Raw genomic sequence first — 17,865 nt, 5'->3', positions numbered from 1 at the left:
TCCTGCTCGTCACTGCTCGCTGGCGCTCCTGGAGTAACTCCTACATAGGAACCGTGACGACTACCGCAAATCACCTATAACAAGCCCACCCCATTTTTCGTTATACTCCCCCCACGTTTTTTCGCTTTAGAGAGTGTTATGAGTCACGCAGATATTGGTCAACGTATCGCTACCGAGTTAGGTATTCGTCCACAGCAAGTTACTGCCGCTGTGGCTTTGTTAGATGAAGGTGCGACAGTGCCGTTTATTTCTCGTTATCGTAAGGAAGTCACAGGTTCATTGGATGACACTCAGTTGCGTAATCTGGAAGAACGTTTGCGCTATCTGCGCGAGATGGAAGATCGCCGTATCTCTATCCTCAAAAGCATTGAAGAGCAGGGCAAGTTAACGCCAGAGTTAGCGCGTGAAATCGACAGCGCCGATACTAAGACCCGTCTTGAAGATTTATACCTACCGTACAAACAAAAGCGCCGTACCAAAGGTCAAATTGCCATTGAGGCCGGTTTGCAGCCTCTTGCCGAAGGCGTATTCGAGAACCCGAATCTTGATCCAGAAGCCGAAGCCGCAAAATACATCGACGCCGAAAAAGGCGTTACCGATGTCAAAGCGGCATTGGATGGCGCTAAGTACATTTTGATGGAACGCTTTGCTGAGAACGCCAACCTGCTGGCTTCTTTACGCCAGTTTATGCAGCAAGAAGCGACTCTATCGGTACGTATGGTGCCGGGCAAAGAACAAGAAGGCGCTAAGTTCGCCGATTATTTTGAACATGACGAGGCGCTTAAAAACGTGCCAAGTCATCGCGCTCTCGCTATTTTGCGCGGTCGCAATGAAGGCGTTTTAACCTTCAGCTTGGTAACGGGTAATCCTGATGACAAGCTCGCAGCCAGCCCGTGCGAAGCCATGATTGCCGATCATGTTGGTGTTAAAAACCAAGGTCGTGCTGCCGACAAATGGTTATCGGAAGTGGTGAAATGGACATGGCGCATCAAATTGCTCACGCACTTAGAAACTGAATTGGTTGGCAACCTGCGCGAGCGCGCAGAAGAAGCTGCAATTAAAGTGTTCGCAGACAACCTGAAAGACTTACTTTTGGCTGCTCCAGCAGGCGCAAAAACCACCATTGGTCTGGACCCTGGTATGCGTACCGGTGTTAAAGTCGCGGTTGTCGATGCCACCGGTAAAGTATTGGATCACTGCGCTATTTATCCAACGCCGCCGCAAAATAAAATTGCCGAGTCCGGCGCTATCCTGCTGGCATTGATCCAAAAGCATAATGTCGAGCTAATCGCGATTGGTAACGGCACCGCAAGCCGCGAAACCGATAAATTTGTCGGCGATATGCTCAAGCATGCCGGTTTGAAATCCGTGCAGAAGATTATGGTGAACGAAGCCGGTGCTTCAATTTATTCCGCATCTGAACTGGCAGCCAAAGAATTCCCCGATTTAGACGTTACTATTCGAGGTGCGGTGTCGATTGCTCGTCGCTTACAAGATCCGTTGGCGGAACTGGTGAAAATTGAACCTAAGTCGATTGGGGTCGGCCAATATCAGCATGATGTTAACCAAAGCCATCTGGCGCGCATGCTCGATACTGTAATCGAAGACTGTGTGAACTCAGTGGGTGTGGATTTGAATACAGCGTCGGTGCCGCTGCTGACTCGCGTGTCTGGTTTAAACAGCACATTGGCGAGCAACATCATTGCTTTCCGCGATGCCAATGGTGCGTTTAATAGTCGTAGCGACCTAAAAAAAGTGCCTCGCCTAGGCGAAAAGACCTTTGAGCTTGCCGCTGGCTTCTTACGTATTATGAAGGGTAAAAACCCGCTCGATGCTTCGGCGGTTCACCCCGAGTCGTACCCGCTGGTGAAAAATATCGCGCATAAATTCTCCCGCGATGTCAGTAGCTTGATTGGCGATGGCAGCTTCTTGAAGTCAGTGAATGCGGCGGAGTTCGCGACCGAAAGCGCCGGTGTGATCACCATTCAAGATATTCTTAACGAGCTCGAAAAACCGGGCCGTGACCCACGCCCAGAATTCAAGTTCGCGCAGTATCAAGACGGCGTTGAAACCCTCAATGATCTAAAACCAAACATGGTGCTTGAAGGGGTTATTACCAACGTTGCCGCATTTGGTGCCTTCGTTGATATTGGTGTTCATCAAGACGGCCTAGTGCATATCTCCGCACTGTCAGAGACATTCGTCAAAGACCCGCGCGATGTGGTCAAAGCAGGAGATATCGTTAAGGTGAAGGTGATGGAGGTGGATATTCCGCGCAAACGTATCGGTTTGTCCATGCGCATGAGCGACGACGCCACGGAAAAAGCCAACGAAAAAACGCCGGGCGAACGCCAAGGGCAACGCAATCCGCGCGGCCAACAAAGTCACAAGCAATCCACCAGCTTTGCCGACAAAAACAGCAATAGCCAAGGTGCGATGGCAGGGGCCTTAGCGGCGGCTTTTGCTAAAGCGAAAAAATAATCTAAAACGATCTGTTCCTGCCATGGGTTAATAGACTTCATGGCAGGTGCAATTATCGCTTACGTGTACAACCGCCTTTCCCTATAATCGCCGAAACCTGATGCATTCTCGAGGCGACTTTGGCGACCTATAACGACCTACTGGCTCAATTGAGTCTTCCGAACAATCTACCGCTTCTAACCCAGTTAAATCGAGGTATAGAGAAGGAAGGCTTGCGTGCATCAAATCAGGGAATCATCTCCCAAACGCCACATCCTAAAGGTCTAGGATCGGCACTAACGCATCCAAGCATCACCACTGATTACTCAGAATCACTACTGGAATTTATCACTCCCGTATTAGGCAGCGCTCATGAAGCCCATGCTTACCTCGATGTAGCTCATCGTTTCGCCTACAGCCAAATGGATGCCGAAGTGATTTGGCCAAGCTCCATGCCCTGTATTCTGCAAGGCGAAATGAGCATTCCAATTGCGTATTACGGCAGTTCGAATCTCGGCCAGCTCAAGCATGTTTACCGTCATGGTTTATGGCACCGCTACGGTCGCACGATGCAATGTATTGCCGGTATCCATTACAATTTCTCGTTACCAGAAGAATTATGGCAATTAATTGCCACGGCAGAAGGTAAGGAAGCCAATCAGACCTACATATCGGCTGGTTACCTGCGCTTAATTCGTAACTTCCGGCGCTACTCTTGGTTGTTGATCTACTTGTTTGGTGCCTCGCCAGCAGTGTGCTCCAGCTTTTTAGCCGGTCGCAAACACACACTCGATACGCTCCATCAACACACCTTGTACGCACCCTATGCCACGTCGTTGCGTATGAGCGACCTTGGCTACCAGAATAATGCGCAGTCAGAACTGACCGTCTGTCACAACTCTTTAGCGCGCTATATCGAAACCTTAGGGGAAGCCATTTCCGTACCAGTTGCAGCGTATGAAGCGATTGGCATGCAAGATGAGACAGGCCAATACAAGCAGCTGAATACCAACTTGCTGCAAATCGAAAACGAATTTTACAGCGATGTACGCCCTAAACGTATTGGCCCATCGGGAGAAAAACCGTTGGAGTCCCTGTCTCGGGCTGGAATTCAGTACATTGAAGTGCGCTGTACCGATGTGAATCCATTTATGCCAGTCGGTATTGATATTCCACAGATGCAATTCATGGACGTGTTCTTAACATGGTGCGCCTTGCACGACAGCCCAAATATTAGCGATGCTGACTGTGCACTGCTGAAGGACAACCTGCAAAGCACGGTAATGGAAGGCCGACGTCCTGGCCTAATGCTAAAACGCGACAACACGGAGATATCACTGCAAGCATGGGGCATCGAATTAATCGATGACATGATGGTCCTAGCAGAGAAATTCGACCAAGCACACAGCTACAACTTTCACTTAGATTCACTATACCAACAGCGCCTCAAATTGGTTGATAGTAGCCGTACACCGTCAGCGCAGGTGCTGGCCGCTTTGATTGATACAGGTAAGGAATTTAGCGAACTAACCTTGGATCAAGCATTGCAGCATCGTAAAACTTTATCTGAACCTCTGGGCGCTACAGTGCGCCAACAATGGACAGCCATGGCACAGGAATCATTGAGCAACCAGCGTGCACTTGAGGAAAACGATAACCTACCATTTGAGCAATACTTAAAAGAGTATTTAAAGCGCGATTAAGTGCTCAATTACCCACAAAAAAGCCGCTACCATGAAAATGACAGCGGCTTTTTTAAATATACAGTAGGGCTTTAACTAGTTCTGCACGACAAAATTGCTGAAATATAAGTCGTCGATATACGGCATACCTTCAAGCTGTTCCATCACCGCTCTCACCTCATCAAGCGCTAACTTGCGTAGCTGCTCTCGCCCTTGCGAACTATTCATAATCTCTGACTCTTGGGCACTGAACATCATCACTAAATTATTGCGGAGATAAGGCTTATGCTCACTCACTTTGCCCGCCGCCTCAGCGCTGGACACCTTTAACGCTACTTCTGTGCGTAAATATTTCATCCTTCCAGTACTACCGTAGTTCACGACAAACGCAGGTTCCATATAGATGTAACGCGTTTGCGGCCCAGAAGCTTCGCCTTCTGCCGCATCTTCGGCCCAAACCGGCGACGTGAGTCCCGCGATACTTAATCCACACCACAGCCATACAGCGCGCCAAGTCATGCATATCTCCTGTTATTTATCTGCTAGCCGGGGAACCCTTGCCCCGACCTCCAAGTCTGTATTCAGCTTAGACCAGATAACCGCCTATGAAAGTCACAACAAACGCTGTGATACACTGCGGCAATCATTCACTTCGTACGCTTGGAGTACACCAAGACATGACGTCCTCTTCTGCCCAAACAGGCTTACTGCCGTTAAACCCAACGCTGCTTAGCATTGGTTATCTCGTAGGGTTTATATCCTGCGTTGGTTTACTCGCAGCAGCTTACTACTTTGAATACGTACTCTATTTAGACCCTTGCCCTTTGTGCATCATGCAGCGCATTGCCACTCTAGCGATTGGCTTAGGCTGCTTAGCGGCGTTTTTTACCCGTAACGGCAAAATTTCGCACCTTATTGCCCTCGTCTTTATTTTGGCCTCTGCAATCTTTGGCACTTGGGTAGCGGATCATCATGTTTGGATTCAAGGCTTACCGACAGATCAGGTTCCCTCATGTGGAACCAGCTTGGACTACATGATCGAAACCCTGCCTATTAACGAACTAATCACCACCATGCTGCGTGGTAATGGTAGCTGCGCTGACGTCGATTGGAGCTTCTGGGGCTTGAGCATGCCGGAGTGGACTCGCATATGGTTCATCGGTTTTGTGGTTGCTGCGATTGTTGCCTTAGCGAGCACATTCAAGCGTCGCTAAGACACTTTAAGCAACGCATTCCGCCGGAGCCGCATCGCATGCGCCTCCGGTTCACATCGACAGAAGCACAACACCCCCAAATTTCAAGCAAAAAAACTGAAAAAAGCTGCTTGCGCCAGCCATTTTAGCGCGCCTATAGTGTCTTCAAACAAAGATGATAATCGTGCCAATGTGCCGGTTGTGTGAGTAAGACATTTAAGGGGAAAACCATGTTAGAAGAATGCAAATCAGCCAAAGAACGTTGGGGCGGAGTTCATCAATTAATTGATAATTGGCTAAATTCTCGTCAATCACTGATCGTTGTGTTCTGCAACTTATCAGCCAGCAAACCACTATCAACCGAAGAACCGATTGGTACCGCGATCCAAAACTTTTGCGAAATGATGATGGATTACTGCTCTGCGGGACATTTTGAAATCTACGAACAACTGATCAATGAAGCTCGCGAATACGATGACGGTGGCTTAGATCTAGCCAACAAGCTAGTTCCACGTCTCGATGCACTCACTACTCAGTGCGTTGATTTTAACGATACCTACGATAAGCATTGCAACCTAGAACAGCTAGGAAAGCTATCGGCTGACCTGTCAGCTATGGGCGAAAACCTAGAAGAACGTTTCCAACTTGAAGATCAGCTTATTGAGCGTCTGCATAATATTCACCGAGAACTCGTGACCGAATAAGCCAAAAGTCACATCGGCGTCTACACTGTAAAGATTATCTAACCATTATAGATAGCGGTGCTTGTTAGCACCGTATTCTTTCAGTGAACCGATCACGGACGAAACGCTATGTTGTTCCCGCAAAATCGACATCTAATCAATCGCCTCTTGATAACCGTATTGACGACAGTAGCGCTCAGTGGCTGCGACAACGCCATACCTCCTAGCAGCACAACCGATGTCACCACCCAAGGTGCATATTCAATCGCATTGTCACACGATGGCAGCAGCGCGGCCGTCGGTAGCATTCATCATGGCGGCAGCTTATGGACACTGAATCCAGCTGAACGAATTTTCGATTGGAATCATCGCCCTGACGGCTACAGCAACATTACCGGCAGCGCATTTGCGCCCAACGACGACTTTGTCGCAACGACCGATACTCGCACCATCGTTCTATGGCAGCGCCAAAGCGGTGAAGCGGTGTGGTTTTGGAATGCTCCAGGCGACATTGAAGATATCGCCCTTTCCACTGCGGGTGAGCTTGCGTTATTAGGCATGGCGGATTACACCGCCACCCTATTCGATATTCAGAATGGCGGTATTCGAAAACGGCTAACCCATGAAGGTATCGTCTACGATGTCAGCATGAGTGCCGACGGATTAATCGCAGCAACGGCAAGCGGTGATCTGACCGCAGGCATCTGGAACTTACAAAGTGGTAAACGCTTACAAGTGCTCAGCCATAAAAATCAGGTGCGTACCGCAGAAATATCTCCTAGCGGAAAACTGGTATTTACCTCATCCATGGGAGAAAGCGGACGGGTGTGGGATACCGCTAATGGCAAGTTATTGTTCGAACTGCCGGGCGGGCGTGGACATTTCAGCGCCGCACGCTTTAGTTCTAATGAAAAAACTCTACTCACCGGAAATACCTCAGGCCAGATTCAACTGTGGGATTTAAGTAACGGCACCCTGAAAAAGACATGGCGAGCCAGCGCTAGGGATAAATGGATTAGCAGCAATGTCCAAGTGGAGGACGTCGCCTTCGCTGCGGATCATTGGCTTGCCGCAGGTGCCAATGGACGCATTTACCACCTGCGCTGATAACATTTAGCTTAGTTGTTTAAGCTTTAGAGAGACTGGATTAAGCCGCCGAATTAACGAGTGGCGGCCTCTATGTTTTTAACGCGGTCATCCATGAGGTTTTGCACATTCTTCGCGTCATCAATGAGCGTGCTTAACTGCGTAGGACTCACTGTCATGGGTAATGGCACTATAGAGCTAGCCCCATCGCTCGTTTTAGTATCGCTAGCAGGCGCCTCAGGAGCCGCGACAGGGCGTAATACGTTGGCGGCAGTATCGACGCTCACCTCAATCGCTGCCACCCCCTTAGGGAGCGTATCACCAAAATGCCAAGTACCCTTAGAATCTTGCCACTTGTAAAAAGTTTGGCGCGTGTCATTAGTCGACAAGATGTCAGGAGTAAAACTTGAAAGAAGATCACCAGTAGCGGCGGCACTGCCCTTGCCCGGAACCACACCGGGAACCACACCCGTTTGCTGCATGATGTAAGGCGTCGCCAGTGCTAAGCCAAGTAAACCGATAATAAAAATAATAAATTGAATGCGCATGCTACCGTCCTTGGAATGTCGTTATTTTCGTCAAGTTGGCGAATTATAGCTTATGCTTAGGGTAAGTCTGTATAAGTCTATCAAGGATACATAGTGAGTCAGACAGCAACGCCCGAAGAAATCAAAAGCACCACTCGTGTTGTCGGCTACGCTCGACCAATTCGCGTATTGGTTGCCAACGCCAAAGGCGGCTGTGGAAAAACGACCCTCGCCACCAACTTGGCCAGCTACTTTGCCCGCCAAGGTGAAGTCACGACTCTGCTCGACTACGATCCCCAAGGTTCATCAACCGAATGGTTAAAGGCCCGAGGCAGCAATCTACCTATCATTAACGGCATTGCCGCCTATCGCGAACGCAATGGCGGGGCAGGAACACTCAGCTGGCGCTTAAGAGTACCGCTATCCACTCAACGTGTAGTGATTGATACACCTGCTGGGCTAAACGGTAATGAACTTTCTGATTTGATCGGCCATACCGATATTTTGCTAATCCCAGTTATTCCTTCAGCCATTGATATTCGCGCTGCAACCGAATTTATTCGCGACGTATTACTGTCTCAATCTTATCGCAAACAGCCTAAACCCATCGCCGTGATTGCCAACCGCGTGAAGCGCAACACTTTGGTATACGGCAAACTCGAAGTTTTCTTAAAAAGCTTAGGAATTCCCTTTATCGCCACACTGCGCGATACCCAGTTTTACGTGCGAGCCAGCGAACATGGGTTTGGCTTAATTGATTTTGATCGCCAGCACGAAAAAGATTTAGAAGAATGGGTGCCATTGATGAAGTGGCTCAACAACACCATTAGTAAAGTCGATGCAGAAAAATCAACTCAGCGCTGACATGATCGACCCAAAAGCCCGGATGGCTCAACTTAGGAGCTCTAGAATAATTCGACTTTATTAGCCTCAAATAAGCGATATACCAGACGTTGATGTCGGCGCTTGGGGTAATACCGAGCCCAGCAGCTTTACTTTAGCAGCGCAGCAAAACGTTTTAAAGCAACTACCGCTGGCTGATCAACAAGATTTCAACGACGCTCGTCGTGGGCTAATTGCTAGCCTGTCGCCACTAAAAACAGCCTCACTACGAGATCCAGAAGCCCTAGTATGGGATCGCCCGGCTTATGATTTTGTACAAGGTGATGCACCAGGCTCTGTTAATCCAAGCCTATGGCGACAAGCCAAACTTAATAATATTAACGGGCTATTTGAAGTAAAAAATGGGGTCATGTTGATTCTGGTTTAGGTAAAGGCCCAGCCTTTGGTGAATTCAGCATTGTCGCGCCTAACACCCTAGTTGGAAAAACAGTAACTGAACTCACGTTAGACGGCGTCAATTTTCAGTTTCAATACACCCCCGAATCGGAAGCACCGGCAGAATTCACTTTTTACTTACCACAATTAAAGGCTTTCTGTGGTGGAGAGGTGGTATCTCGCAACATGCACAATCTCTATACACTGCGCGGCGCAAAAGTGCGTGACGCATTAAAGTGGAGTGGCTATATCGAAGAAATGCGTCACCTGTACGACGGAGCCGACATCTACTTTGCCAGTCACCATTGGCCAATGTGGGGACATGAGCGTATTCAAGAGTTTCTTAAGCAACAGCGTGATACTTACAAATACATTCATGATCAAACCGTACGCCTGATGAATAAAGGTAAAACGCCCGGAGATATAGCGGAAGAGCTGCAACGCCCTAGCAAAAGAATTACTCGCCACTAATTATGACCAGTAGGGTTATCAAGCTGAATCTGGCCCTTGGCGAGACGTTTATTTAACCGATGCACTAGAACTGCGTCATGGCACACCAGAAAAAGGCATTAATATCGCCACGATGAAAGATATGCTTCTACTCACCCCATTGAGAACTTCTTCGATAGCATGGCAGTGCGCCTAAAAGCCGAAGATGCTACAGACAAAAACTGGCGTATACGACTGCACTTTACCGATCTAAATGAAACTCACCTGCTGTGGCTTGAAAACTCGGTATTGCATCACGCCAAAGAAACCAATAGCGATAGTGACGTTAATGCCACACTCAATCTTACCCATCCCTTATTTGTCAGCATGTTAGTCGGTGAGGCAGGTCTAAAAGACACGCTATTTTCTGATGATTTATCGGTAGATGGCAGTCGTATTGATTTAGTGCGATTTTTCTCGTTATTTGAAAAACCAGCGACATCATTTGCAATCGTAACGCCGGAATAAACTCAGAAAAAGCAATAATCATAAGCCCTTTAAAAAGGCGATTAGCGCATCGCTAACCGCCCGAGGGGCTTCTAATTGCGGATAATGGCCAACCCCCTCAAGCGAAATAATCGGCTTATCGCCCACCACCTCGGTAAAACGCTGCACCATATGGCGACCCGAAATAGGATCATCTGCACCGTTAATAATCTGCATAGGTACTTGGCATATTTGCAAAGCACCGACCCAGCGTGCTCGATGTTCGCGCCGCTCTTGCATATAACGAATTAACTTATGCATCACCCGCGCACCTTGATTAAAACTGAACAAGTGCCAAATTCCTGCTAACTCCTCATCACTGAGGGGCTGGCGGCAAATATGCGCAAAGGTACTGCGAAGTTTTTTTTCATTAAATAAACGAGAGAATAAATGGCCTAGTGGGCTAATCAATAATTTCTGCACAAGTACCGGGCGATGGGTCTCGGGAAATAAACCACCATTTAATAACTGCACACTAAGAATTAACTGCTTAGCATGCTCAGCCTGACGAGCTAATAGCTCCTGCGCTACGGTATCGCCATAGTCATGAGCGACCAGATGGTATTGCTCTACATCTAGCTTATCGAGCAAAGCGTCAAACAGATCGGCTTGCAAACTAATAGAATATTGCGCATTGGTTGGTTTATCACTAAAGCCAAAACCCAGCATATCAGCGGTGATAACAAAATAGTCTTGGCTTAATAACAACCACTGATGACGCCAGTCCCAGCTCGCGGTTGGAAACCCATGAATCAGCAAAACCACCGGTTTATCGCGCTCTCCTGCGGTCCTATAAAAAATATTATGCCCAGCGAAATCAAAATACTGCCCCTGCGCCTGCCATTCTTGCAAAGATTCGGGTTGGCTAGCATAAGTCATCATGTGATCCCCAATATTTTTTAGTACCCTAACAGATATTTCAGTTTTTTCTGCGACGCTCTATAACTAGCAATTCGATCTAAATCAGACACCAAGTAGCCTAAAATAGATGTTCGTCAGAAGTTAAATTAACATCGATTCTCATCATCTCTTTTCACTGTCCTTTAGCACTAACGTTGGCAACCTAATAATATAAATACTCACACCAAGCCCAATGAGCGGCAACAATATTTTCAACATCAGCCTGTCAGTAAAAACAAAAGCCGTTAACAGCATAGTGGTCCACATCAACAGTAAGGTATAAACCTTCGCCTTCTTCGGCATCCCCTGACCGTCTAGGTAATAAATCACGTATTTTCCCAGATGCGGATGCTCAATTAACCAGTGATAAAAACGTGGAGAGGTGCGAATAAAACAGGCGGCAGATAGCAGTAAAAATGGCGTCGTAGGTAGCACCGGCAGAAATATACCCGCAACCCCTAACGCCAAACTTAACCAGCCGCAAGAGAACACCACAAGCCGTAAAAGCGGTTGGCGGATCACGGTGCGATTGGACATTTTTGATTCATCAGTCATTGCTTTGCCAACATAACTGGGCCAACGCATTAATCCACTGGCCTCTGTCTGTCAACACACTCAAATTTCCATGCACCAACTCATCCAGATTACAATCATCCACCGGCCCCATGACACCCTTTCCCGCTAACCCAGCATACAGCAGAGCAATGCCGCGTTTCTCGGCTGCAAGCTCAGCGGCTAATAAGGCTTTTCGTAAAGCGGCATCGTGGGTTTTATCGCAGCGATATCGTAGCGCGCGCAATGGGATAATCATGCTAGAACGCCATTGGTCGTAAGCAACTTGCTGCATCAGGGCAGGCGTTAACACCTGCTTTTGCTCCGCTAGCCACAAGGCGGTTAAACACCAGAGCACATCAAGACCGAGCTGATCTTGGCCAACCAGCAAGTGTTGGGCGACACCGGGCTTGCCATACACCGCAAGTGCGTACTGCCATAGTGGGTTATCGTCCGAATCTGTGGCACACTGCGCCGCCATTGCCTTTGCCTTTTTTGCTGACTGTTATGATCGAATTTAATCAGGTTTCACTCCAACGCGGAACTAATCCCTTGCTTAGCAAGGCGAGCTTACGCATACACGATGGCCAGAAAATGGCCCTCATCGGCCCGAATGGCGCCGGTAAGTCGAGCTTGTTTGCTTTGCTAAATGGCGAACTTCAGATCGATGGTGGTGATTTATACATTCCGCCCAAGTGGCGCATTGCTCACATGGCTCAAGAAGTTGAGGCTAGCAGCCGTAGCGCACTGGATTACGCCATTGATGGTGATCATACCTATCGCCTGATAGAGAAAGGCATCGCCAACGCGGCCAACGATGCCGATCTAACCCGCTGGCTGGATGAAATGGATAAGCACCAAGGCTATCAAGTGCCGGTGCGCGCGGAGCAACTACTGCACGGCTTGGGCTTTGCCCAAAGCGATCTGCAACGCCCTGTGAGTGATTTCTCCGGTGGTTGGCGTATTCGTTTAAACTTAGCGCAAGCGCTACTGATGCCGTCGGACCTACTGTTACTCGATGAGCCGAATAACCACTTAGATTTATATGCGACGATGTGGTTTGAGCAATGGCTTAAAAACTATACCGGCACTTTGCTGTTTATCTCTCACGACCGTGATTTTATCGACGGCGTAGCCGATCATATCGTGCACTTGCATCAACATCAGTTGACTATGTATCCGGGCAACTACAGCGCTTACGAGCGCATTCGTGCAGAGAAGCTAGCGCAGCAACAAACCCTATTCGAAAAGCAGCAAACCCGTGTTGCCGAAATCGAACAATTCGTCGCGCGCTTCCGTGCAAAAGCCAGTAAAGCCAAGCAAGCACAAAGCCGGATTAAAGAATTAGAGCGTATGGAGTTAATTGCCCCTGCGCATGTCGATTCGCCGTTTCATTTTAAATTCCCCTGTGCGGATAAAATGTCGACGCCCTTACTGGCGATTGATCATGCCGATCTCGGCTATGCCGGTAGCGTGTTATTACCTCAGGTGAAAATTTCAATTGTTCCGGGTCATCGTATCGGCTTGGTAGGGCCAAATGGCGCGGGTAAATCGACTTTATTAAAAACCCTATGCGAAGAAATTCCGATGGTGAATGGCCAGCGCAACAGTGGCGAGCATTTAAAAATCGGTTATTTTGCTCAGCATCAATTGGAGTCGTTGGATGTTAACGCCAGCGGCGCATTGATATTGCAGCGCATGAAACCAACGGCAAGCGATCAAGAAATTCGTAATTTTTTGGGCGGCTTCGGTTTCTCGGGTGATAAAGCATTAGAAATTATCGAGCCTTTTTCTGGCGGCGAAAAAGCGCGTTTGGCGCTTGCCTGCGTTGCGTGGCAAAAACCGAATTTATTGATTCTCGATGAGCCAACCAACCATCTCGACATTGAAATGCGCGAAGCCTTGGCGATGGCGCTGCAAAATTTTGAAGGCGCGATTTTAATCGTGAGCCATGATCGCCATTTATTAAAATCTACCGTGGATGAATATTGGCTGGTCGATCATCGTAAGGTACAACCATTTGATGGCGATCTCGACGATTACCATCAGTACCTTAATCAGCGTGAACAGTTTGCACCGCAGAGCGAACAAAGCTCAGGTGCCGAAAACAAAGCAGATGCTGGCGTTGATCGTAAAGAACAAAAACGGCTAGACGCTGAAAAGCGTCAACGCCTTGCGCCCATTCGCAAGCAACAGCAGGCAGCAGAAAAGCAAATGGAAAAGCTGCAGGCTACGTTGACAGTTATCGAAGAAAAAATGGGTGATTCTGATTTATACGACGCCAGTCGCAAAGACGAGCTGAATAGACTGATTCAAGAACAAGGTAAATTAAAAACCGAACTTGAAGAAGTAGAAATGGAATGGATGGACCTATCCGAGCAGCTGGAAGCGGATGCTTAGTATTTTCTAACATTAAACAGCGCAACCGTAATCACGTTACGCTGTTTAATGATCACTCTACTCGGCGCTCACGCCGCCATACAGAGTGATGGACTTATCGCCGCCCTCAATGGACACGTCATTAAAAGAGAAGCCAAAATCCGTTTCATCGTAGACTGAGAACGAAGAATCGCCGATACCCAACGTTAGCTCAATCGCCTTATAACCACTGCCCGTACGGTCTTGAAAACGCGCGTCAGGAACACCGACTTCGATGCTGTCTCCAACTGATAAAATCGAACCAGATTCCGTACCTAAACTTAATCGCTGAGCGCCACCCTCTATACGATTAACACCGGCACAATAAATATTATCGCTTTCCGTACCTTCTTGATCCGACCAATTCCAGGTAATGCCACCAAGAGGCCCCGTGGCATCGCTGATTTTGTAATAGGTTGCACGGTATTCAGTCGAAAAGGTCGCACGGCCATCATCAACGAGGTCGGCATAATATTCTGCGCTAACCGCACCTTCAGATAAGCGCGTATTATTTTTGTCGATAACAAGAACACTGCCGCCGCTCGTGGTCCAGTAATTATCTTCTAGGCTTAATAAATTAAAGCCATTAGTACATGTGGCGATTTCTAAACCGTCGTCACCACTACGCACAACCACAAATTCTTTACGGCTGATATGCGTTGTTTCGCGTTCAACCTTGGCACCATCAAGTCCTTTTGCTCTATTAATAATTGACCACACAACAACCCAAGTGCCCGTCATGGATGCGTTACTGACGCTCGCATTGGCTGCAGTGTAAGGATTAAGGGTATAGCGTTCTAGGTCGATCGAGCTTCCGCCTCCGGAACCACCGCCGCAACCTATCAATATTACGCTAAGCAATAATCCAATATTTTTATTAATCATTTCCCTACCTTGGTTAGCTAAAAATGGCCTCTCATGAAACCTATCAAACATTAGAATTACTGAGCGCCAGCGGCTTTCAGTATTTCCGCGTATTCTACTCCTTGTGCATGACTCGCTAGAGTTTGCACTAATGTTTTGCCGTCGAGATCAGCGGCGCTGAGGTTGTGGCCTTCCGCTTTAAACTGGGCAACAAATTGCTCAAATGTTTCTGGCAACATATGGCGATAAGCGCGAACACCAGAGATAAAATCTTTATCCGTGCCGTCATAGCTTTCTACCTGCATAAATTCGCGGAATTGTTCTGCTGTCCAATCACCGCCAAATACTTTTTCTTTATCTTTCTTTTGCATGCTTTTCTCCTCGAATTAAATCTCTGCTGGGGATAGAAGATCGTATCGCGACTCGCCGTAAATCCATCCCTGGAGGCTCTGCTGTGCCATCCATGGCACTGAAGGTCAGCTCAACAATCCTCTATCCCGAACGTATCGTATATATTGTTAAATTTTCTTAAACATTAAATCCCAAACGCCATGACCACGCAGCTCGCCGCGCTTTTCGAACTTAGTCAGTGGGCGATTTTCTGGGCGTTCAACGCATTGGCCTTTACCGGCGATATTTTCGTAGCCGTCAGCAGCGTCCATCACTTCCATCATATGTTCGCTGTACGCTTCCCAGTCAGTGGCCATATGAAATATGCCACCGACTTTTAAAATCCGGCGAATAGTTTGCGCGAATTCAGCTTGTACGATGCGACGTTTATTATGCTTTTTCTTATGCCACGGATCAGGGAAAAACAGCTGTACCGTATCAATGCTGGCGTCAGGAATAAGCTTCAATACTTCAATCGCGTCGTCTTTGTAAGTACGCAAATTGGTCACACCGGCTTCTTCAGCCAGATATAGCAAAGAACCAACACCCGGTAGATGCACTTCGACACCAATAAAATCTTTTTCTGGTGCGGCTTGGGCCATCTTAACTAACGACTGTCCCATGCCATAACCAATTTCCAACACCACATGGCTGTCGCGGCCAAATACCTCAGTTGGATTAATCACACCGTCGCTAAGTTCCATACCCATGGTCGGCCACTGACGTTCCAATGCGCCTTCTTGGCCTTTGGTTAGACGACCAGCACGGATAACAAAGCTTTTAATGCCACGGCGATAAACAGGTTTATCGTCTTTACCAGCCACCTCGTCAGCGGCAACGGTATCAGGTAATTCAGTCTCTAACGCCGATTCCGGCGTTGAGTTATTCAATTCGTTATCAGACACAAATAAGCCTTATGAACGGGAGTTAGAATGAGGAATTCGGCTAGCGGCCACCAACAATAAGGCCCAACCAATCAGCCAGCTGACACCACCCACTGGCGTGATCATGCCCAATTTGCGCTCGCCCGTTAAAGCCAAGGCGTACAAACTGCCACTGAACAGTATTAAACCTGCGGTCATAAAACCGCTCGCTAGGCTTAGCCAGCGATCAGGACGCACCATCAACCAAGCTGCAAGCACCAACAGTACGACCGCGTGCACGAGATGGTATTGCACGCCGGTTTGGTAGGCCGTCATTAATTCGGGAGCGAGCAGGCCTTTTAAGCCGTGAGCGCCAAACGCACCAAAAGCAACAGCGCTAAAACCAGCGACAGCGGCGACGCGCAAGGTGTTTCTTGCCTGCATTGTGCAGCTCCTTGGATGAACAAAAATAGCGTAATACGCAAAAGGACTCGCATTATAAAGGAGACGAGGCCCGCCGTCACAATTGGCAGCTAGGCAATGAACACTGCTATCATGCTTGCCCTTAACAGACTCTGGATCTGGGAGATTCTCTTGAAGTACGCCGATCTTCGCGACTTTATCAAATTGCTCGAAAAACGTGGTGAGCTTAAACGCATTAAGACACCGGTTGATCCCTATCTTGAAATGACCGAAATTGCCGACCGCGTACTGCGCGCCAAAGGCCCAGCCCTGCTATTCGAAAACCCCAAAGGCTACGATATGCCGGTGCTTGCCAATCTATTCGGCACACCCGAGCGCGTCGCCTTAGGCATGGGCGAAGAGTCGGTCGAGGCGCTGCGTGAAGTCGGTAAGCTGCTGGCCTTTTTAAAAGAACCAGAGCCACCGAAAGGCTTAAAAGACGCTTGGTCGAAACTGCCGATCTTTAAGAAAGTGTTGGCCATGGGGCCGAAGGAAGTTAAGAAAGCGCCTTGCCAAGAAATTGTACTCGAAGGCGACCAAGTCGATTTATCGAAAATCCCAGTGCAGCATTGCTGGCCCGGTGACGCAGGCCCGCTGATTACGTGGCCATTGGTTATTACCAAAGGGCCGCATAAAGATCGCCATAACTTGGGCATCTACCGCCAGCAAGTGATCGGCAAGAACAAGGTCATCATGCGCTGGCTCAGCCATCGTGGTGGTGCGTTAGACTTTTTAGAATGGCAAAAAGCCAATCCGGGCAAGCCTTTCCCTGTGAGCGTTGCTTTAGGTGCCGACCCTGCAACCATTCTTGGCGCAGTAACGCCTGTGCCCGATACCCTCAGTGAATACGCCTTTGCTGGTTTGCTGCGCGATAGCCGTACCGAGTTAATCAAAAGTATCGGCAACAACTTGCTGGTTCCTGCCTCAGCAGAAATTGTGCTTGAAGGCGTGATTCATCCCGGCGAAATGGCCCCTGAAGGCCCATTTGGTGATCACACCGGCTATTACAACGAAGTCGATCAATTTCCGGTCTTTACCATTGAGCGCATTACGCATCGTAAAAACCCGATTTATCACAGCACGTACACTGGCCGCCCACCGGATGAACCGGCAATTTTGGGTGTTGCCCTGAACGAAGTGTTTGTGCCGATTTTGCAGAAGCAATTTCCTGAGATCGTGGATTTTTATCTGCCACCAGAAGGCTGCTCCTATCGCATGGCGATTGTCAGCATGAAGAAGCAGTATCCGGGTCATGCCAAGCGCGTGATGATGGGTGTCTGGTCGTTCTTGCGCCAGTTTATGTACACCAAGTTTGTGATTGTGGTCGACGACGACGTCAACACACGCAATTGGGAAGATGTTATCTGGGCTATTACCACCCGTATGGATCCAGCTCGCGATACGACCTTGATTGAGAATACACCAATCGATTATCTCGATTTTGCTTCACCCGTCTCCGGCTTAGGTTCAAAAATGGGAATGGATGCCACCAACAAATGGCCGGGAGAGACCTCCCGTGAATGGGGTGAGCC

At 48.4% G+C, this 17,865-nt stretch carries 19 protein-coding genes; 10 read left to right on the top strand and 9 right to left on the bottom strand.

From position 1 onward, the window contains the following. The first annotated feature begins 138 nt into the window (after positions 1-138). Both UXZ23_RS13240 and gshA read left to right on the top strand, forming a co-directional pair. Positions 139-2,481: a Tex family protein gene (locus UXZ23_RS13240; protein WP_320821036.1), complete on the top strand. Its 2,343-nt coding sequence runs from the start codon at positions 139-141 to the stop codon at positions 2,479-2,481. A 119-nt stretch (positions 2,482-2,600) separates the two neighbouring features. Continuing rightward, positions 2,601-4,163, top strand: coding sequence for a glutamate--cysteine ligase (gshA, locus tag UXZ23_RS13235; protein ID WP_320821035.1), 1,563 nt, complete (start codon positions 2,601-2,603; stop codon positions 4,161-4,163). A 75-nt stretch (positions 4,164-4,238) separates the two neighbouring features. Here the strand turns inward: gshA and UXZ23_RS13230 are convergent, their stop codons facing one another. Then, the gene (locus UXZ23_RS13230; protein ID WP_320821034.1) at positions 4,239-4,661 is read right to left on the bottom strand and encodes a flagellar basal body-associated FliL family protein; all 423 of its coding nucleotides are present in this window, start codon (positions 4,659-4,661) and stop codon (positions 4,239-4,241) included. A gap of 158 nt (positions 4,662-4,819) precedes the next feature. On the opposite strand from UXZ23_RS13230, the gene UXZ23_RS13225 reads away from it, so the two are divergent. From UXZ23_RS13225 to UXZ23_RS13215, 3 genes are all read left to right on the top strand, one after another. Continuing rightward, entirely contained in the window at positions 4,820-5,356 is a 537-nt protein-coding gene (locus UXZ23_RS13225) for a disulfide bond formation protein B (protein WP_320821033.1), read from the top strand. A gap of 209 nt (positions 5,357-5,565) precedes the next feature. Continuing rightward, a complete protein-coding gene (rsd, locus tag UXZ23_RS13220) occupies positions 5,566-6,039 on the top strand; it encodes a sigma D regulator (protein ID WP_320821032.1) in 474 nt (157 codons plus the stop codon). A gap of 108 nt (positions 6,040-6,147) precedes the next feature. Continuing rightward, positions 6,148-7,125: a PQQ-binding-like beta-propeller repeat protein gene (locus tag UXZ23_RS13215; RefSeq protein ID WP_320821031.1), complete on the top strand. Its 978-nt coding sequence runs from the start codon at positions 6,148-6,150 to the stop codon at positions 7,123-7,125. A 53-nt stretch (positions 7,126-7,178) separates the two neighbouring features. Here UXZ23_RS13215 and UXZ23_RS13210 read toward each other — a convergent pair whose 3' ends face one another. Further along, positions 7,179-7,652, bottom strand: coding sequence for a DUF4124 domain-containing protein (locus UXZ23_RS13210; protein ID WP_320821030.1), 474 nt, complete (start codon positions 7,650-7,652; stop codon positions 7,179-7,181). A gap of 93 nt (positions 7,653-7,745) precedes the next feature. Here UXZ23_RS13210 and UXZ23_RS13205 point away from each other — a divergent pair, with 93 nt between their 5' ends. The 3 genes from UXZ23_RS13205 to UXZ23_RS13195 all read left to right on the top strand — a co-directional run bounded on the left by UXZ23_RS13205 (position 7,746) and on the right by UXZ23_RS13195 (position 9,866). Then, positions 7,746-8,495: a ParA family protein gene (locus UXZ23_RS13205; RefSeq protein ID WP_320821029.1), complete on the top strand. Its 750-nt coding sequence runs from the start codon at positions 7,746-7,748 to the stop codon at positions 8,493-8,495. Positions 8,496-9,095: 600 nt separating this feature from the next. Then, entirely contained in the window at positions 9,096-9,380 is a 285-nt protein-coding gene (locus UXZ23_RS13200) for a hypothetical protein (protein ID WP_320821028.1), read from the top strand. Positions 9,381-9,539: 159 nt separating this feature from the next. After that, positions 9,540-9,866: an alkyl sulfatase C-terminal domain-containing protein gene (locus UXZ23_RS13195; protein WP_320821027.1), complete on the top strand. Its 327-nt coding sequence runs from the start codon at positions 9,540-9,542 to the stop codon at positions 9,864-9,866. Positions 9,867-9,884: 18 nt separating this feature from the next. On the opposite strand, the gene UXZ23_RS13190 is transcribed toward UXZ23_RS13195, so the two are convergent. The 3 genes from UXZ23_RS13190 to UXZ23_RS13180 all read right to left on the bottom strand — a co-directional run bounded on the left by UXZ23_RS13190 (position 9,885) and on the right by UXZ23_RS13180 (position 11,817). After that, entirely contained in the window at positions 9,885-10,766 is an 882-nt protein-coding gene (locus UXZ23_RS13190; RefSeq protein WP_320821026.1) for an alpha/beta hydrolase, read from the bottom strand. A gap of 141 nt (positions 10,767-10,907) precedes the next feature. Continuing rightward, a complete protein-coding gene (locus UXZ23_RS13185; RefSeq protein WP_320821025.1) occupies positions 10,908-11,339 on the bottom strand; it encodes a YbaN family protein in 432 nt (143 codons plus the stop codon). Beyond that, positions 11,332-11,817: a TIGR02444 family protein gene (locus tag UXZ23_RS13180; protein ID WP_320821024.1), complete on the bottom strand. Its 486-nt coding sequence runs from the start codon at positions 11,815-11,817 to the stop codon at positions 11,332-11,334. Before UXZ23_RS13180 ends, UXZ23_RS13185 begins: the two co-directional genes overlap by 8 nt. Before the next feature lie 26 nt (positions 11,818-11,843). Between UXZ23_RS13180 and UXZ23_RS13175 the strand changes: the two genes are divergently transcribed. Next, a complete protein-coding gene (locus tag UXZ23_RS13175) occupies positions 11,844-13,736 on the top strand; it encodes an ATP-binding cassette domain-containing protein (protein WP_320821023.1) in 1,893 nt (630 codons plus the stop codon). A 57-nt stretch (positions 13,737-13,793) separates the two neighbouring features. Here UXZ23_RS13175 and UXZ23_RS13170 read toward each other — a convergent pair whose 3' ends face one another. The 4 genes from UXZ23_RS13170 to UXZ23_RS13155 all read right to left on the bottom strand — a co-directional run bounded on the left by UXZ23_RS13170 (position 13,794) and on the right by UXZ23_RS13155 (position 16,315). Then, a complete protein-coding gene (locus tag UXZ23_RS13170) occupies positions 13,794-14,639 on the bottom strand; it encodes a hypothetical protein (RefSeq protein ID WP_320821022.1) in 846 nt (281 codons plus the stop codon). Positions 14,640-14,695: 56 nt separating this feature from the next. Next, positions 14,696-14,989 (bottom strand): PA4642 family protein, encoded by a 294-nt coding sequence (locus UXZ23_RS13165; protein WP_320821021.1) that lies wholly within the window; start codon positions 14,987-14,989, stop codon positions 14,696-14,698. Between the two features lie 147 nt (positions 14,990-15,136). Next, the gene (gene trmB, locus UXZ23_RS13160) at positions 15,137-15,913 is read right to left on the bottom strand and encodes a tRNA (guanosine(46)-N7)-methyltransferase TrmB (RefSeq protein ID WP_320821020.1); all 777 of its coding nucleotides are present in this window, start codon (positions 15,911-15,913) and stop codon (positions 15,137-15,139) included. 9 nt (positions 15,914-15,922) lie between these two features. Further along, complete coding sequence (locus UXZ23_RS13155; protein WP_320821019.1) at positions 15,923-16,315, bottom strand: DUF423 domain-containing protein; 393 nt, start codon at positions 16,313-16,315, stop codon at positions 15,923-15,925. A 150-nt stretch (positions 16,316-16,465) separates the two neighbouring features. Between UXZ23_RS13155 and ubiD the strand changes: the two genes are divergently transcribed. Next, the coding region (gene ubiD, locus UXZ23_RS13150; protein WP_320821018.1) for a 4-hydroxy-3-polyprenylbenzoate decarboxylase at positions 16,466-17,865 on the top strand (1,400 nt) is incomplete at its 3' end.

Source organism: Thalassolituus sp. (genome assembly GCF_034111725.1).
In the GTDB taxonomy this organism is placed as follows: Bacteria; Pseudomonadota; Gammaproteobacteria; order Pseudomonadales; family Oceanobacteraceae; genus Thalassolituus.
Note: the sequence above shows the minus strand (reverse complement) of the source record. Positions and strands in the feature narration are given on the sequence as shown.

Coding starts and splice junctions, on each gene's coding strand:
- UXZ23_RS13225 (WP_320821033.1), top strand. CDS start 4,820: ATGACGTCCTCTTCTGCCCAAACAGGCTTACTGCCGTTAAACCCAACG.
- UXZ23_RS13185 (WP_320821025.1), bottom strand. CDS start 11,339: ATGACTGATGAATCAAAAATGTCCAATCGCACCGTGATCCGCCAACCG.
- UXZ23_RS13230 (WP_320821034.1), bottom strand. CDS start 4,661: ATGACTTGGCGCGCTGTATGGCTGTGGTGTGGATTAAGTATCGCGGGA.
- UXZ23_RS13200 (WP_320821028.1), top strand. CDS start 9,096: ATGCACAATCTCTATACACTGCGCGGCGCAAAAGTGCGTGACGCATTA.
- UXZ23_RS13175 (WP_320821023.1), top strand. CDS start 11,844: ATGATCGAATTTAATCAGGTTTCACTCCAACGCGGAACTAATCCCTTG.
- UXZ23_RS13215 (WP_320821031.1), top strand. CDS start 6,148: ATGTTGTTCCCGCAAAATCGACATCTAATCAATCGCCTCTTGATAACC.
- UXZ23_RS13165 (WP_320821021.1), bottom strand. CDS start 14,989: ATGCAAAAGAAAGATAAAGAAAAAGTATTTGGCGGTGATTGGACAGCA.
- UXZ23_RS13210 (WP_320821030.1), bottom strand. CDS start 7,652: ATGCGCATTCAATTTATTATTTTTATTATCGGTTTACTTGGCTTAGCA.
- UXZ23_RS13170 (WP_320821022.1), bottom strand. CDS start 14,639: ATGATTAATAAAAATATTGGATTATTGCTTAGCGTAATATTGATAGGT.
- rsd (WP_320821032.1), top strand. CDS start 5,566: ATGTTAGAAGAATGCAAATCAGCCAAAGAACGTTGGGGCGGAGTTCAT.
- UXZ23_RS13155 (WP_320821019.1), bottom strand. CDS start 16,315: ATGCAGGCAAGAAACACCTTGCGCGTCGCCGCTGTCGCTGGTTTTAGC.
- UXZ23_RS13190 (WP_320821026.1), bottom strand. CDS start 10,766: ATGATGACTTATGCTAGCCAACCCGAATCTTTGCAAGAATGGCAGGCG.
- UXZ23_RS13195 (WP_320821027.1), top strand. CDS start 9,540: ATGGCAGTGCGCCTAAAAGCCGAAGATGCTACAGACAAAAACTGGCGT.
- UXZ23_RS13180 (WP_320821024.1), bottom strand. CDS start 11,817: ATGGCGGCGCAGTGTGCCACAGATTCGGACGATAACCCACTATGGCAG.
- UXZ23_RS13240 (WP_320821036.1), top strand. CDS start 139: ATGAGTCACGCAGATATTGGTCAACGTATCGCTACCGAGTTAGGTATT.